Raw genomic sequence first — 17,293 nt, 5'->3', positions numbered from 1 at the left:
ATTTTCCAAAACCTCCCAAATTCTTGTTTTAGTTGCCTGAATTGTAAACGTTACAATTTGTCTTTTAATTTAAGTAGATACTCGTCGCAGACGAGAACCAGAGAACGTGGGCAAACGAGCATCAGTGGTTTTGCTAAAGCTGCTAGCTTCGTTTCAATTAATTATACTAGAAACAGGGCCACTACCCCTATTATACCCCCTACACGTACCCAAAAACACCCCTTATACTCCCTTAAAGCAAGAGTGTTACTCCTTAAAAATACCATTTACACTCCCATAAATTAGGAGTATTACTCCCTAAAAACACCAACAATACTATCATAAACTAGGAGTATTACTCCCTAAAAATACCAACAATACTACCATAAACCAGTAGCAGTACACCTTATAAACCATACCTATACTACCACAAACTATCCCTATTACTGCCCAAAGTTCATAGTCTTGCTTACAAAATTATAACTCCTGAAAAGTTTGTAGAAAAACAAAACTGGAATAAACTTGGATATTGCATTTTTATACACAAATAACATATAGAACACATTGGGATAACATAACGGTCTTACTTTCGTAAAAACTAAAAATGAAAAGGAAAAGAAAAATTCCACTAGTGATTATAAGTGATGTCCATTTAGGAACTTATGGATGCCATGCCAAAGAATTACTGCAGTATTTAAAATCAATAAACCCACAAACATTAGTTCTTAATGGTGACATTATCGATATGTGGAGTTTCACCAAAAGCTACTTCCCAGCTGCCCACATGAATGTATTGAGACAAATAATAAAAATGTCCAATCTTGGAACTCGAGTTATTTACATTACAGGAAATCACGATGAAGCTTTACGCAAATACTCCGATTTTGTTTTAGGCAATTTCGAATTGGTTGACAAACTTACATTGGATTTGGATGGTAAAAAAGCTTGGATTTTTCATGGTGACGTCTTCGATTCCTCAACCAAAGGATACGCAAAAATACTAGCCAAACTTGGCGGAAAAGGATATGATTTATTGATACTGATTAACAGTTTGATCAATTGGTTTCGAACCATTTTGGGCAAAGAAAAAAGAAGCTACTCCAAAATGATTAAAGACAGCGTCAAGAAAGCAGTATCCTTTATATCCAATTTTGAAACTACCGCTGCCGATGTCGCAATTCAAAAAAAATGCTCTTACGTAGTTTGCGGACACATTCACAAACCGCAGATGAAGGAAGTGGAAAATGAACACGGAAAAGTATTGTACCTCAATAGTGGCGATTGGATTGAAAACCTTACTGCATTGGAATATAAAAAACAAAAATGGAGTCTCTATCATTATAAAAAAGAGCACTATAAAGACTCTGACAGTAATGAAGAGAAAGTGAACAATGACATTGTCAACAAAATTCTTTCTTAAAATCATTATTCAAAAATTCTCAAAAACGTTCTTTAAAATCAAAATATACAGAAATGAAAATATTTTACGCCATACAGGCAACAGGCAACGGACACATCAGTAGAGCAGTACAATTGTATCCTTATCTTAAAAAATTTGGAGAGGTTGATTTTTTCTTAAGCGGCAACAATGCTACTCTGGATATTAATTTACCAGTAAAATTCAAAAGCGAAGGTTGCAGTTTGCATTACAGTACTTGCGGCGGCTTGAATTATTGGGATATTGCCAAAAATATCAAACCCAAACAAATCTATAAGGACGCTAATGCCTTGCCTCTAAAAAACTACGACGTGGTTATCAACGATTTCGATTCGATTACTTCCTTGGCATGTAAATTGCAAAAAGTGCATTCGATACAATTTGGACATCAAGCCAGTTTTATATCTCCTAAAACACCCAGACCCGAAAAGAAAAGTATCATGGGCGAAATGATACTCAAACATTATGCTCCCGCTCCAAAGAACATAGGATTGCATTTTGACAAGTACGATGATTTTATCTACCCTCCCATCATCAAAGATGAAATTGTAAATGCAGAACCGAAAAATGCAGAACATATCACAGTTTATCTACCTTCCTTCCAACAAGATTGCTTGGAAAAAGCATTCAATAAACTTCCGAATTTAAAATTCCACTGGTTTTTGAGTGGTGTAGAATCTAAACACACAATTAAGAACATTACTTATTTCCCAGTCAATCAGCAGCACTTCAATAAAAGTCTCATCAACTGCGAAGGAATCATTACTGGAGGAGGATTTGAAACACCAGCAGAAGCCTTATATCTTGGCAAAAAAATACTCTCAATCCCTATTCGCAGACATTATGAACAAGAATGCAACGCGGCAGCTCTCAAAAAACTGGGTGTTCCCGTACTGTATGATGTCGAAGACAATTTTGATTTAATAATCGAAAATTGGCTTGATTCCCGTATAAAATACCCGCCTATGAAAGCCAATAATATTAAAGAAACTTTGGAGGTTTTATTTGACACCTATTATGATTAATCTATCTTATAAAAGGAAACCCCGTCTGTTTTTAATAACAAGACGGGGTTTTAATTTTCGATAACAACGATATCTACTCTTTTTTATTAAGGTTGTGCATCCTTCACAATCGTCATTTCTTCAATAATGTTATGCGCACCTGCATATTTGTCAATAATCCAAAGTACGAAACGAATATCAAGATTAATGGTACGTTGCAGTTTTTTATCAAAAATAACATCACCTGCCATAGCTTCAATATTTCCATCAAAAGCCACACCGATTAATTCTCCTTTTCCATTCAATACCGGAGAACCTGAATTCCCACCAGTAATATCATTATCAGTCAAGAAATTTACAGGCATATATCCCGCTTTATCTGCATACTGACCAAAATCTTGTGCTTTGTTTAATTCCAACAAACGAGCTGGCAAATCAAACTCGGCATCTCCTGCTTTATACTTATTAACCATACCTGTCATTGTGGTATAATTATTTATTTTGGCATCATTGCGTTTGTCAGCAGGCAAGGAACGAACTTTACCGTATGTTAAACGCAAAGTAGAATTGGCATCTGGATACTGAATCGTATTTAATTTTGATTCTCTTAAACCTTCCACCAATTTGCGGTAAGCAATAGCAAAATCATCATCCGCTTTTAATTGATCAGCAGACTTGGCTCTCATTTTTGTCATCAAATCATTTGAAATCACATACAATTGATCTGCTTCAATTAGCTCCGGTTTTGGGTCTTTCATAAAAGCTTCAACCGATTCTTTGTTGGCAAAAATACTTCCAGCAATTGCTTTATCAACATCGGCCGCAAAATTACCTTTATTAGTTTCTTTCATTTTGGCCACAACTGGAGCCAAACCATATTCTGATGCTTTAGCAGCATACAAATTAAGTTGAGCCGTCAAAACTTCTTTTTCCAAAGGAGCGTAAAAGTCTCCATAATAGTTTCCGATTAAACCATTTATCTTAGGAAGCATTTCGGTTCTTTTGGCTTCGTTTTCCTTATAATAAGCAATTAATGCATTCCCTAATGTAGACGGTCCAACACCATAAGAAGCAGTTCTCAACAATTGAGAAAGGTAATTATCGTGACGTGATTTCAAATTTGTTTTTGCATAATAATCATTTATTGTAGCAATAACATTTCCGTATTTTTCTTTGTTCTCAGCCTTGTTTGCCCAAGCATTGAATTTAGCTTCTTCACTTGACTTTGTAGCAGCTGTTTTTGCTTTAGTCAATGCATCAATCATCCCTTGACGGTTTTTCCAATAATTGGCAGTTGAAGCATATTTAGAAGCATATTTCAAGTTTACGGTTGCATCTTGTTTCATGAACTTCTTCATGTTATCCATCCCTGTCTTTGCTCCTTCAACCCATGCAGGATAAGCATAACTAATATTTTGTGCTATTCCACCAGATGGCATCCAACGGTTTGTTCTTCCTGGATAACCCAAAATCATAGCAAAATCATTTTCTTTTACTCCAGTAATATTTATTGGTAAATGGTGCTTCGGTTGCAAAGGCACATTGTCTTTGGAATATTCTGCCGGATTTCCGTCTTTATCTGCATACACTCTAAACATAGAGAAATCGGCAGTATGACGAGGCCACTCCCAGTTATCCGTATCTCCACCAAATTTACCAAGACTTTCTGTAGGTGTTCCTACCAAACGAACGTCTTTATAATCTTGGTAAACAAAATAGTAATACTCATTTCCTTGAAAGAATGGACGAACAGATACCGTGTATTTTCCACCTTCATTATTTTCTTTTTCGATTAGAGCAATTTCTTGTTGAATCACTTTATTTCGCTCTGTCTCAGTCATTTTATCATTTACTTTTGATAAAATTCTTTTAGAAACGTCATCCATACGAACAAAGAAACGAACGTATAATGATTTTGGTTTTAATTCTTCGCTTCGGTCTTTGGCCCAAAATCCGTTTTTCAAATAGTTTTGTTCTTCTGTAGAAAGTTCTGCAATCGCATTGTATCCACAATGGTGGTTGGTTAACACCAAACCATCTTTTGAAACGATTTCGGCTGTACAACCTCCGTTAAATTGAACTACAGCATCTTTCAAACTATGATGATTGATACTATAAATTTCTTCAGCTGTCAATTGCAAGCCCATTTTTTCCATATCTCTATGGTTCAATCTTTCGATAAACATCAAAAACCACATTCCTTCATCGGCTCTCACAGGAAAAGCCATTAGACACATGGTTAAGAATAACACAATTTTTTTCATAAATACTTGTTTTCTGGTTTTAAATAGAAATTGCCTTTTCTAAATTATTTATCGCTAATCTGAAAGGAGACAATTTCATATCTGAATAATTTTTAAGTGATGCGAATATAAATCATTTTCGCAACTCAAGACAAATTATTCATACAAAATCAAAAATAAGCCATTGATTATTAACTTAATTTTAGGAATTATACAATTCAAACAAAAAAAGGTGCTCTATTGCTAGAACACCTTTTTATTATAAAATCTGAAGTTTTAGTCATTCAACATTTTCCATAATTTGTCTTTCAATTCAGTCAAACCTTGTTGGGCAACTGATGAAATAAACATATAAGGAACGTCTTTGAAAGCAACGTCTAATTCGGTTTTCAATTCCGCTTTCAATTCATCATCCAACATGTCGCATTTTGAAATCACCAACAAACGCTCTTTATCTAGCATTTCTGGATTATATTTTGTCAATTCATTCACCAAAATATCATACTCTTCTTTGATGTTTGGAGTATCAACTGGAACCAAAAATAATAAAGTCGAATTACGCTCAATATGACGCAAGAAATAGTGACCTAACCCTTTTCCTTCGGCTGCACCTTCAATAATTCCTGGAATATCGGCAATCACAAAAGATTGAAAATCTCTGTAAGCCACAATTCCAAGATTTGGTTTCAAAGTTGTAAATGGATAATCTGCAATTTTTGGTTTTGCAGAAGTCAAGACAGACAATAGCGTTGATTTTCCAGCATTAGGAAAACCTACCAAACCTACATCGGCCAAAACTTTTAATTCTAAAATCACATCCATTTCCACACCTGGCAAACCTGGCTGAGAATATCTAGGCGTTTGATTGGTTGAGCTTCTAAAGTGCCAGTTTCCTAATCCCCCTTTACCTCCGCGAGAAAGAATTTGTTTCTCTCCATCTTCGGTAATTTCAAAAAGGATTTCGCCTGTTTCTTTATCTTTTACAACTGTTCCCAATGGAACTTCGATGTATTTATCTTCACCATCAGCACCGGTACTACGGTCTCCTCCTCCATCTCCTCCATGTCCAGCTTTAATATGACGAGCAAATTTTAAGTGAAATAAAGTCCAAAGCGCCCTATTTCCCACCAAATAAACATGTCCACCGCGACCTCCATCTCCTCCATCTGGACCACCATATTGGATGAATTTTTCTCTATGCAAATGCGTAGATCCTTTCCCCCCTTTTCCGGAAGAAACATAAATTTTTACGTAATCTACAAAATTCCCTTCTGTCATTTTTCACAATTTCAGATTTTAGATTTTAGATTTTAGATTGAAAAAATCAAACTATCACCGTCGTCTGCCATCTATTTTTATTTCTATTTTTGTAATGATTTCACCATTACTTTATCAATCTTCACGCCATCCATATCTATGACCTCTAACTCAAATTTTTGCCAAATCAACTTTTCTCCTTCTTTTGGAATACGCGATAATTCGGTCATTATTAATCCACTCACTGTGGTCACTTCATAATCATTTATCAAATCATCCAACTCGAAATAAGTTAGAAAATCGTGTAGCGAATAATGTCCGTCTACCATCCAAGTTCCATCCTCTCTCTCGATTAATTGGAAATCATCCTTATAAAAATCGGAGGCATTACCAACTAGTGCTTCAAGAATATCATTCAAAGTGATTACTCCTTGAAAAACTCCATACTCATCTGAAACCAATGCATAATGAATTCCTGTTTCCTTAAATTGCTCCAATGCTTTGTATGCCGTGGTTTGCTCCATCATAAAAGGAGCTTCTGTCATAATTTCGGCCAAATTGAAACTATCGTTTTCAAAATGGGCGAAGATATTTTTCAAATTTACAACACCTACAATATCATCATGATTTTCACCATACACAGGATAAATGGAATGCAATTCTTTCAACATAAATTCCTTTACCTTATTCTTGTCTGCGTGTAAAGGCAGGAGCATAACCGATTTTCTGTGAGTCATCAATGAATTGATTTTTCGATCCCCAATATGAAAAACGCGCTCCACGATATCTTGCTCTATTTCCTGAACCTCACCAACTTCAGTCCCTTCTTTGATGATGGCTTTTATTTCTTCCTCGGTTACTTTTCCGTCGGCTGTAGGTTTTATTTGCAGCACATCCAATAAAAATTCGGTCGAAGTTGTTAGCAACCATATAAAAGGCGCAGTAATTATAGAAACAATTTTCATAGGCCACGCTACTGCCTTGGCAATTCCTTCTGGATGGTTCAACCCAATTCGTTTAGGCAATAACTCTCCCAATACCAAAGAAAAGAACGTTAATATTACAACAACAATTCCAACTGCAATTGAACGTGCAAAAGGAATCAAAACATGAAATCCTTTTACAAATACCTCCATATCCGCGGTAATTTTATCCCCACTGTAAATACCGGTAAGTATTCCGATCAATGTTATTCCTATTTGTACTGTTGACAAAAACTTATTTGGGGAATTGGCTAAATCCAAAGCTATTTGAGCACTTTTGTTACCCTTTTTTGCTGCAGTTTCCAATCTGTTTTTTCTGGCCGAAATCAATGCGATTTCAGACATAGAAAAAAATCCATTTAAGAGTATCAGAAAAAATATTATTACTATTTCCAATGTTTAGATAATTCGTTTATACTTTTGATTCTTAGAATCTTGTTGTTGTGTAATCTTATTTTGATAGCCCAGATGGAAGTGAAAAGCCCACAGTCCCATTGTTTAATTTTTATGAGTGACACAAAAGCGACTGAAAGAAGCTTATGGGGCGCTTTAGAAAAATAAACAACGGGACGCGGACTTGAAACGTACAGCTGGAAATGCTCCTACAAATTATCGATAACTGCTGTTAATCTTTCTGTAATTTCTTGAATAGATCCTATTCCATTTACAGCGTGAAACTTATTTTGTTCTTTATAATACCCCATTAATGGAGCCGTTTTTTCGTTGTATTCTTGGTAACGGTTTCTGATTTTATCTTCGTCCTGATCGTCAATTCTTCCGCTGGTTTTTCCTCTTTCCAATAATCTAGCCACTAAAACCTCATCATCGGCTTCAAGTGCAATTGTTGCTGCAACTTTTGAACCAATTGTTGGCAAAAATGCATCTAATGCTTCGGCTTGAGAAATTGTTCTTGGATATCCATCGAATAAAATTCCGTTAGTATCTGGATGTTTGTTTACCTCATCAATAAGCATTTTGGTAGTCAACTCGTCTGGAACCAAATCCCCGGCATCCATGTACACTCTTGCTTCTTTACCCAATGGAGTGTCGTTTTTCAAGTTGTAACGAAAAACATCTCCAGTTGAAATGTGTGTTAATTTGTATTTTTCTTTTAAAAATTCTGCCTGAGTCCCTTTTCCTGCTCCAGGCTTTCCAAATAAAACTATATTGATCATTCCTTTTTTATATATGATTTTTACTATTTTGTTATTCCTTTAATTGATATACTTCGGGTAAATTCCTGCCTAAACCATCGTAATCCAAACCAAAACCAACGATGAATTTGTTGGGAATACGAATACCCACATAGTCAATTTTTAGGTCTTTTTTGAAAGCATCCGGTTTGAAGAACAACGTTGCAATCTTAAAATGCTTTACATTTTGACTTTTGAACAGTTTTTTCAGTTCTTCCAAAGTGTTTCCTGTATCAACAATATCTTCAATAACAATTACTGTTCGCCCTGTTAAATCTTGGTTTAAACCTATTAATTGCTTAACCGATTCTGTAGAGGAAGTTCCTTCGTAAGAAGCTAATTTGATAAAAGACACTTCACATGGCTTTTTGTATAATTTTAAAAAATCGGAAACTACCATAAAAGAACCATTCAAGACTCCAATAAAAATCGGTGTTTCATCAAAAAAATCGTCTTCTATTTGTGCTACCATTTTTTCAATAGCAAAGTTTATCTCTTTGGCTGAAATAAACGGAACAAATTGTTTATCGTGTAGTTGTATCACAGTTTTATATTTTAAAATATTTGGCAAAGATAGGGATTTCACTTTTGACAATTGTCAATTGATTTGTACTTTTAAACCAAAAACACCAATGATGGTCACCGAATTCCAAAAAAACTTAGATTATGTAACTGGACATCGAGCCAACAGACAAAAATATGCCAATGAAGTTCTGGACAATCGAGAACTTTTTCCTGAGTTGATTCAGTTGTGTTTTCAGACTTCAAACAAAAATGCATCCAAAGCTTTATGGATTTTGGAATTTGTGTGTTATCAAAAACTGGAATGGCTTTCAGCCCATTTGGATTTTTTTTGTTCCCAAATTAAAAACCTAAAAGATGAAAGCGCCATACGACCGGCGGCTAAGATTTGTCAGTTTTTGATACTTTCACATTTTAAGAAAAAAGAGATTCAGCTTTCGGAAAAACAGCTGGAGGAAATAATAGAAAATAGTTTTGATTGGTTAATCAACGATATAAAAGTAGCCCCAAAAGCCTATTCGATGAGAACTCTATATCTTTTGGGACAACATTATGACTGGATACATCCTGAATTGAAAATTATAATTACCAAAGATTTTCCAAATCACAGTGCAGCTTATAAGGCTGTCGCCAAAGAAGTTTTGAAGAAAATAAAATAGCATTTTCCTATTCGATTAGGAAAAAGTATCTTTGCATACTCAAGGCAACATGCCAAACAGACAAAGTAAATACCAATCACAATGAACTATTTTTCATCCCATTTCAAATTAGGCATACTCGGTGGCGGACAATTAGGCAAAATGCTATTGTTTGACACCCGAAAATTTGACATTCAAACATATGTACTCGATCCCAGTGACGAAGCACCATGCAAAATTGCGTGTAACCATTTTTTCCAAGGTGACTTGATGGATTTTGAAACGGTTTACAATTTCGGAAAGCAAGTAGATGTTTTGACTTTTGAAATTGAATTGGTGAATTTAGAGGCTTTGGAAAAATTGGAAAATGAAGGCTTAAAAGTATATCCTTCTCCAAAAACACTGAAACTGATACAAAACAAAGGCATTCAAAAAGCCTTTTATATAGAAAATAATATTCCAACAGCTCCTTTTAAACGTTATGCATCTTTAAAAGATTTGGTAGTGGATTTAGTGGATTCTAATATTCAACTTCCTTTTGTTTGGAAGTGTACTGAATTTGGATATGACGGAAACGGTGTAAAAGTCATCAGACAAACATCTGATTTAGAAAATTTACCCAATGTGGAATGTATTGCAGAAACAATGGTTCCTTTCAAAAATGAATTGGCCGTAATTGTCTGCCGTAATCCACAGGGAGAAATAAAAACATATCCGGTGGTAGAAATGGAATTTCACCCCGAAGCCAATCAGGTGGAATATGTAATTTGTCCTGCCCGAATCGACGATAAAGTAGCAGAAAAAGCAAGAGCAATTGCTTTGAATGTTTCTCAGCAATTTAATCATGTTGGTCTTTTGGCAGTTGAAATGTTTCAAACCGAAGACGATGAAATCTTGGTAAACGAAGTGGCGCCTCGCCCACATAATTCAGGACATTATTCGATTGAAGCCAGTTATACTTCACAATTTGAAAACCATTTGCGTGCTATTTTGGATTTGCCTTTAGGAAATACAGAAAGCAAGGTAGCCGGAATTATGGTTAATCTTTCTGGAGCAGAAGGTTTTTCTGGAGATGTCGTTTACGAAAACATAGAAAAAATATTAGGATGGAATGGTGTTACACCACACATTTACGGCAAAAAACAAACCCGTCCTTTTAGAAAAATGGGACACGTAACAATTGTCAATGAAGACATAAACGAAGCAAGAAGAATTGCCGAAGATGTGAAGAATACAATTAGAGTGATTTCTGAATAATTAAAAAAACTTAAAGATTGAAAAATTTAAAGATTGTATTGTACTAATTTTTAAATCTTTCAATCATTTAATCTTTAAATAAAAAATAAATGAGCAAAGTAGCCATAATCATGGGAAGCATTTCGGACATGCCAGTAATGCAAGATGCCATAGACATATTAAAAGGATTTGATATAGCTGTAGAAGTCGATATTGTATCAGCACACAGAACCCCAGAAAAGTTATTTGATTTCAGTAAAAATGCCCATACCCGTGGTATTTCGGTGATTATTGCCGGTGCTGGTGGTGCTGCGCATTTACCTGGAATGGTGGCTTCGATGTCTCCATTACCCGTGATTGGAGTCCCAGTAAAATCAAGTAATTCTATTGATGGTTGGGACAGTGTTTTATCAATTTTGCAAATGCCTGGAGGTGTTCCTGTTGCCACTGTTGCTTTAAACGGAGCAAAAAATGCTGGTATCCTCGCTGCACAAATCATTGGAAGTGCTGACGCAACTATTTTGGATAAAATCATCACCTATAAAGAAGGACTGAAAGAAGCTGTTTATAAATCTTCTGAAAACTTAAACAAATAAAAAAAGCTCCTATAAAAGGAGCTTTTTTTGATATTGTAAAATCTAAACTTGGGGGAATTTAGTTTTATCAATAATGTGTGTGGTATTTAATATAATTTTTTTTGATTTGGGTCAAAAAGAGCTTATAATTCTCGACTGAATTAGTTCATGCGCTAACTAATTACTCGACAAAAGTACACAAATAATCGATAAAATACACGTCTCTTGAAAAATTTAACACATTTTTCCTCTTTTTTGTTTTTAAAGGCTAAAAATGTAAAACTATAACAACCACTTGTTTCCAACAAAATAGAATATAGAATTATGAATATACTACTTCAAAAATTTGGCACCAAGCTAGACACGGCGCCATTTTCTAAAATAAAAAACGAAGATTATCTTCCTGCTTTTCAGGAAGCTATTGATTTGGCCAAAGCCGAAATCGACGCAATAGTTGATAATGCAGAAAATCCTACTTTTCAAAACACTATTGAGGCTTTATCATTTAGCGGAGATACCTTGGATCGAATTTCAAATATCTTTTTCAATTTAAACTCGGCTGAAACGAGTGACGAAATGCAAAAAATTGCTCAAGACGTTTCGCCTCTATTATCTGAATTTGGAAACGATGTTCGCTTGAATGCCGCATTGTTTGCCAAAGTAAAAACCGTTTATGAGCAAATGGATTCTTTGAACTTAAATCCGGAGCAAACAACACTGTTGGATAAGCAATACAAAAGCTTTTCCCGAAATGGAGCCAATTTACCTGAAGACAAGAAAAATCAATTACGAGAAATCGACAAAGAATTATCGAAATTAAGCTTAAAATTTGGAGAAAATCTCTTGGCCGAAACCAATGCTTTTGAACTGCACCTAACAGATGAAAAAGACTTAGCAGGTTTACCGGAAGGGACAATCGAAGCTGCTCGTTCATTGGCGAAAGCCCAGGAAAAAGAAGGCTGGATTTTCACCTTAGATCATCCAAGCTACATTCCGTTTGTTACTTATGCCGACAATCGTGAATTACGTAAAAAAATATCCATCGCTTTTGGAGCCAGATGTTTTCAAAATAACGAATTCGACAATCAAGAAATTGTTTTAAAAATTGCCAAACTGCGTTTCGAAAGAGCCAATCTTTTGGGTTATAAAACCCACGCCCATTTTGTTCTTGAAGAACGTATGGCCGAAAGCCCAGAAAAAGTATTATCATTTTCTAATGATTTATTAGCCAAAGCAAAACCGGCTGCACAAAAAGAATTTGCTCAATTATCGGCTTTCGCCAAAGAATCGGACGGAATTGAACAACTTGAAAAATGGGACGGCGCTTATTATGCGGAAAAATTGAAACAACAATTATTCAATTTGGATGACGAGAAATTGAAACCGTATTTTCAATTGGAGAAAGTATTGAATGGCGCTTTCACTATTGCCGAAAAACTATACGGATTGACTTTTACAGAGGTTTTCGATATCGATAAATACCACGAAGAAGTAACCACTTATGAAGTAACAGACAAAAACAAAGAATTGGTTGCTGTTTTCTATGCCGATTTCTTTCCGAGAAAAGGAAAACGAAACGGTGCCTGGATGACTTCTTTCAAATCGCAATATATTAAAGACGGTAAAAACGAAAGACCACATATTTCGAATGTCTGTAACTTTACAAAACCTACTGAAACCAAACCGTCTCTTTTAACATTTAATGAAGTGACAACCTTGTTTCATGAATTTGGTCACGGATTGCACGGAATGTTGGCCAACACCACATATCCAAATCTTTCGGGAACATCTGTTTATTGGGACTTTGTGGAATTACCAAGTCAGATTATGGAAAACTGGTGCTACGAACCAGAAGCTTTGGCTTTGTTTGCACACCATTACGAAACTGGCGAAGTTATACCGCAGGAATATGTTCAAAAAATCAAAGAGAGTGCAAGTTTCCAGGAAGGAATGGCAACAATGCGTCAATTGAGTTTTGGATTATTGGACATGGGTTGGCACGGACAAGACCCTACGAATATAACTGATATCAAAACTTTTGAAACCGAGCAATTTACTTCCACACAACTGTATCCAGACGTAGCCGAAAATGCAATGAGTACTGCATTTTCACATATTTTTCAAGGAGGTTATTCTTCTGGTTATTACAGTTACAAATGGGCAGAAGTATTGGATGCTGATGCCTTTGATTATTTCTTAGAAGAAGGAATATTTAATACTGAAGTAGCCGAAAAATTCAAAGAAAATGTACTTTCAAAAGGCGGAACAGAACATCCTATGATTTTATACAAACGTTTCAGAGGTCAGGAACCAAAACCGGATGCTTTGTTAAAAAGAGCGGGATTGCTGTAAATTGTTAGACTTTTAAAGATATAAAAACCGAGGCAGAGATGCTTCGGTTTTTTTAATTCAAAAACTATATTTTTATAAAAGACATTTAACTAATTTTCTTTTGGAAAGGAATAGGGAATTAAGATTTTAAAATAAAATACAAAAACATTTTTTAATCATTATTAGATCCTCTTATCGCCATTGTATAATACAGAAATATTGTCAGTGTATTGATAAACAAATGCTCAAGAAAAACATAAATACTCATAGGAGGTACAAACCAGCTAAAAACGCAGGTACCTAAGTAGGCACTAATATACAGCATAGCCTTTTGATAAAAAATTACAATGTTTTTATTTATTTGAAATAGCACCAACAGCAACAAAGCCAATCTATTGTTTACGGCAATTGAAAAAACTAAAGAAAATGCACAGACAAAAATTGTAACACCAAAATAGGATCCAATCATTAGCGGCCAAATAAAACAGATAAAGAAATTCCATCCAAAAAACAACAACAAAAATTGCAGGAAAGTAAATCTAAACCTTAAAAAGTATATTTCCTCATTCATAAATATTTCAAATAATTTATAAAAAGACAACTAGTAACCACCAAACAATAGGAATACTTTCCGTCCAAAACGAAGTGTAGTATTTGGAACGTTTTTCATTGGCAAAAGCCAAAAACAAAGCTGTAATAGTGGCAATAATAATCATTAATACCAAATGCACGATATTGTACTTGAAATTACTATTAAACAATTCCAAAACACAAAAAATAATCAATAAAAGATAACCAAGATTTTTAGTTTTCTTCACCCCTATTTGCTGCGGAACGGTTTTCAAATGGGGATCATCATTGGCCAAATCAATAATTTCAAAAATAAGAATAAGCACAAAAACCAATATAAATCGTTGAACGCTTTTTAGATAGAAATCCGAGGTTATTGCAATTCCGGCATCCAGAATAGGTAATACTAAAGTTACTCCAACCCAACACAAAGAGACAATATAAATTTTGACACCAGCCCAATTTCTGGCATTTTTCCGATTTGGAAAAAATGGTAATGTGTACAATAAAGTCAGGGATAAAACCCCTATCGAAATAATTTGAGTAATGCGTTGCAATTGAAAAAAGTAAAAACCAACCGCCAAAAAAGAAAAAACACTGAACAAAACAATGAGCTTTAAACTATGGCGTATTTTTATTTTATGTGTTCGAGCAAAACTATCATACTTAACAAAATTATATCCCACAATAGTTCCAAAAAAAGCAAAATTTGCTATCGGCTTATCCTCCGGAATGTGGAACATAAAATTAGTCATTTGCACCAAAGAATACACAGACAAAGCAACGTGTATACTGCTGTTTATATAAAATTTGAGAATACTTTTTAAAACCTTCATCAAACAAATTTAATCAATTGTTAATAAATCAGTCCATTAGTTGAAAAATCCCTATAAAATCAAGTTAAAAAAGGGCTTTATTAAGAGATTAATATTTATTTTTGCACCACAAAAAAACACAACGCTTTTATTTCTACACTAAATAGTCTTGATTGGACCGAAATTCAAATATAAATGAATATTTAAACAATCAGGCTTTTCCTTTAGATTTAAAAAAACAAATAGCAACTACATACACATGAAAACAGATTCTTTTGCTTTAAGACACATTGGCCCGAGAGAAACAGATTTACAACACATGTTGAAAACCATAGGAGTTGACTCCATAGAGCGACTTGTTTATGAAACACTCCCGGATGATATTCGTCTAAAAGCTCCTCTTGCATTAGACCCTGCTATGACCGAATATGAATATGCCAATCATATCGCCCAATTGGGAAGCAAAAACAAAATGTTTCAATCTTACATAGGTTTAGGATACAACCAAGCTATTGTTCCAGCGGTTATTCAAAGAAATATTTTTGAAAACCCAGGATGGTACACTGCTTACACTCCTTACCAAGCCGAAATTGCGCAAGGTCGTCTGGAAGCTATTTTAAATTTCCAAACTATGGTAGTTGAACTTACCGGAATGGAAATCGCCAATGCTTCTTTATTGGACGAAGCAACTGCAGCAGCCGAAGCAATGGCATTACTATTTGATGTAAGAACACGCGATCAAAAGAAAAACAATATCAATAAATTCTTCGTTTCTGAAGAAATATTACCACAAACTTTATCTGTTTTAGAAACTCGTTCTACTCCTATCGGAATAGAATTGGTTGTTGGAAACCACGAAACTTTTGATTTCTCATCAGACTTTTTTGGAGCTATCCTTCAATATCCAGGGAAATATGGTCAAGTAAACGACTATACTTCATTTATTGCAAAAGCTGCTGCAAACGAAATAAAAGTAGCCGTTGCTGCCGATATTTTGAGTTTAACAAAATTAACTCCTCCTGGAGAAATGGGAGCTGCAGTAGTAGTTGGAACAACACAACGTTTCGGAATTCCGTTGGGTTATGGTGGGCCACACGCTGCTTATTTTGCTACCAAAGACGAGTACAAACGTTCTATGCCAGGAAGAATCATCGGGGTAACTGTTGATACTAATGGAAACCGTGCACTTCGTATGGCTTTGCAAACTCGTGAACAACACATCAAACGTGACAAAGCGACTTCAAACATCTGTACTGCGCAAGTTTTACTTTCAGTAATGGCTGGAATGTACGCTGTATATCACGGACCAAAAGGTTTGCAATATATCGCTGATAAAGTTCACGCTTTGACGGCAACTTTGTCAAACGAATTGGAAAAACTAGGTTTACAACAAACCAATACTGCTTTCTTCGACACTATTGTAATCAAAGCTGACGCTCAAAAAGTTCGCACCATTGCAGAACAAAATGAAGTTAACTTCTACTACATAGACGACAATACGGTTTCTATCTCTTTGAATGAAACTACAAGCATTGCCGATATCAATAAAATTGCTACTATTTTCGCTTCCGCAAATGGTAAGCAAGCAACAACAATCGAAACTTTATCAGAGGCAAATCATTTCCCAGAGGATTTAAACAGAACATCATCTTTCTTACAACACGATGTTTTCAATCAATACCACTCGGAATCAGCGATGATGCGTTACATCAAAATGTTGGAACGTAAAGATTTATCATTGAATCACTCAATGATTTCTTTGGGTTCTTGTACAATGAAACTAAACGCAGCTTCAGAGATGTTGCCATTAAGCAATGCCCTTTGGAACAATATTCACCCATTTGCGCCGCTAGATCAAGCACAAGGATACCAAGAAATGTTGTCTAAACTAGAGCAACAATTAAATGTAATTACTGGTTTTGCAGGAACTACTTTGCAACCTAACTCAGGAGCACAAGGAGAATATGCAGGATTAATGGTAATTCGTGCATACCACCAATCTCGTGGTGATCACCACAGAAACGTTGCTTTGATTCCATCATCGGCTCACGGAACCAATCCGGCTACTGCAGCAATGGCGGGTATGAAAATAATCGTTACCAAAACATTAGAAAACGGAAATATAGACGTTGAAGATTTACGTCAAAAAGCAATTGAGCACAAAGACGATTTAGCCTGTTTGATGGTTACTTACCCATCGACTCACGGAGTTTTTGAAAGCGCCATTATCGAAATCACAAGAATAATCCACGAAAACGGTGGACAGGTTTATATGGACGGTGCCAATATGAATGCACAAGTTGGTTTAACCAACCCAGCAACCATTGGAGCTGACGTTTGTCACTTGAACCTTCACAAAACATTTGCAATCCCTCACGGTGGTGGTGGACCAGGTGTTGGACCAATTTGCGTGGCTGAGCATTTAGTTCCATTCTTACCATCAAACCCAGTTATCCCAACAGGAGGAAGCAGTGCCATTACAGGTATTTCTGCAGCACCTTGGGGATCT

13 protein-coding genes are annotated in these 17,293 nt (G+C 35.3%); 7 read left to right on the top strand and 6 right to left on the bottom strand.

The annotated features are described in order from the left end of the window. Window positions 1-583: 583 nt before the first annotated feature. Window positions 584-1,399: a UDP-2,3-diacylglucosamine diphosphatase gene (locus VFS71_RS13460; RefSeq protein ID WP_326401830.1), complete on the top strand. Its 816-nt coding sequence runs from the start codon at window positions 584-586 to the stop codon at window positions 1,397-1,399. A gap of 53 nt (window positions 1,400-1,452) precedes the next feature. Then, window positions 1,453-2,442 carry a glycosyltransferase family protein gene (locus VFS71_RS13455; RefSeq protein ID WP_326401828.1) on the top strand — a complete coding sequence of 330 codons (990 nt, stop codon included), beginning with the start codon at window positions 1,453-1,455 and terminating at the stop codon, window positions 2,440-2,442. 86 nt (window positions 2,443-2,528) lie between these two features. Here VFS71_RS13455 and VFS71_RS13450 read toward each other — a convergent pair whose 3' ends face one another. The 5 genes from VFS71_RS13450 to hpt form a co-directional block, all read right to left on the bottom strand. Next, on the bottom strand, window positions 2,529-4,685 hold the full coding sequence (locus VFS71_RS13450; RefSeq protein ID WP_326401827.1) for a S46 family peptidase: 2,157 nt from the start codon (window positions 4,683-4,685) through the stop codon (window positions 2,529-2,531). 255 nt (window positions 4,686-4,940) lie between these two features. After that, window positions 4,941-5,942: a GTPase ObgE gene (obgE, locus tag VFS71_RS13445; protein WP_326401826.1), complete on the bottom strand. Its 1,002-nt coding sequence runs from the start codon at window positions 5,940-5,942 to the stop codon at window positions 4,941-4,943. An 83-nt stretch (window positions 5,943-6,025) separates the two neighbouring features. Next, on the bottom strand, window positions 6,026-7,300 hold the full coding sequence (locus VFS71_RS13440; RefSeq protein ID WP_326401824.1) for a hemolysin family protein: 1,275 nt from the start codon (window positions 7,298-7,300) through the stop codon (window positions 6,026-6,028). Window positions 7,301-7,506: 206 nt separating this feature from the next. Beyond that, window positions 7,507-8,079 carry an adenylate kinase gene (locus tag VFS71_RS13435; RefSeq protein ID WP_326401823.1) on the bottom strand — a complete coding sequence of 191 codons (573 nt, stop codon included), beginning with the start codon at window positions 8,077-8,079 and terminating at the stop codon, window positions 7,507-7,509. Between the two features lie 31 nt (window positions 8,080-8,110). Continuing rightward, window positions 8,111-8,641, bottom strand: coding sequence for a hypoxanthine phosphoribosyltransferase (gene hpt / locus VFS71_RS13430; protein ID WP_326401822.1), 531 nt, complete (start codon window positions 8,639-8,641; stop codon window positions 8,111-8,113). 91 nt (window positions 8,642-8,732) lie between these two features. Here hpt and VFS71_RS13425 point away from each other — a divergent pair, with 91 nt between their 5' ends. The 4 genes from VFS71_RS13425 (at window position 8,733) to VFS71_RS13410 (ending at window position 13,420) form a co-directional block, all read left to right on the top strand. Next, on the top strand, window positions 8,733-9,278 hold the full coding sequence (locus VFS71_RS13425) for a hypothetical protein (protein WP_326401821.1): 546 nt from the start codon (window positions 8,733-8,735) through the stop codon (window positions 9,276-9,278). 81 nt (window positions 9,279-9,359) lie between these two features. After that, the gene (locus VFS71_RS13420; RefSeq protein ID WP_326401820.1) at window positions 9,360-10,514 is read left to right on the top strand and encodes a 5-(carboxyamino)imidazole ribonucleotide synthase; all 1,155 of its coding nucleotides are present in this window, start codon (window positions 9,360-9,362) and stop codon (window positions 10,512-10,514) included. A gap of 89 nt (window positions 10,515-10,603) precedes the next feature. After that, entirely contained in the window at window positions 10,604-11,089 is a 486-nt protein-coding gene (gene purE, locus VFS71_RS13415; RefSeq protein ID WP_077370909.1) for a 5-(carboxyamino)imidazole ribonucleotide mutase, read from the top strand. Between the two features lie 303 nt (window positions 11,090-11,392). Further along, the gene (locus tag VFS71_RS13410; protein ID WP_326401819.1) at window positions 11,393-13,420 is read left to right on the top strand and encodes a M3 family metallopeptidase; all 2,028 of its coding nucleotides are present in this window, start codon (window positions 11,393-11,395) and stop codon (window positions 13,418-13,420) included. A 566-nt stretch (window positions 13,421-13,986) separates the two neighbouring features. Here VFS71_RS13410 and VFS71_RS13405 read toward each other — a convergent pair. Then, window positions 13,987-14,805 carry a hypothetical protein gene (locus tag VFS71_RS13405; protein WP_326401818.1) on the bottom strand — a complete coding sequence of 273 codons (819 nt, stop codon included), beginning with the start codon at window positions 14,803-14,805 and terminating at the stop codon, window positions 13,987-13,989. Window positions 14,806-15,043: 238 nt separating this feature from the next. On the opposite strand from VFS71_RS13405, the gene gcvP reads away from it, so the two are divergent. After that, window positions 15,044-17,293 (top strand): aminomethyl-transferring glycine dehydrogenase (gene gcvP / locus VFS71_RS13400; RefSeq protein ID WP_326401817.1); only part of this gene is annotated, 2,250 nt, incomplete at its 3' end.

The organism is Flavobacterium sp., assembly GCF_035760125.1.
In the GTDB taxonomy this organism is placed as follows: domain Bacteria; phylum Bacteroidota; class Bacteroidia; order Flavobacteriales; family Flavobacteriaceae; genus Flavobacterium.
Note: the sequence above shows the minus strand (reverse complement) of the source record. Positions and strands in the feature narration are given on the sequence as shown.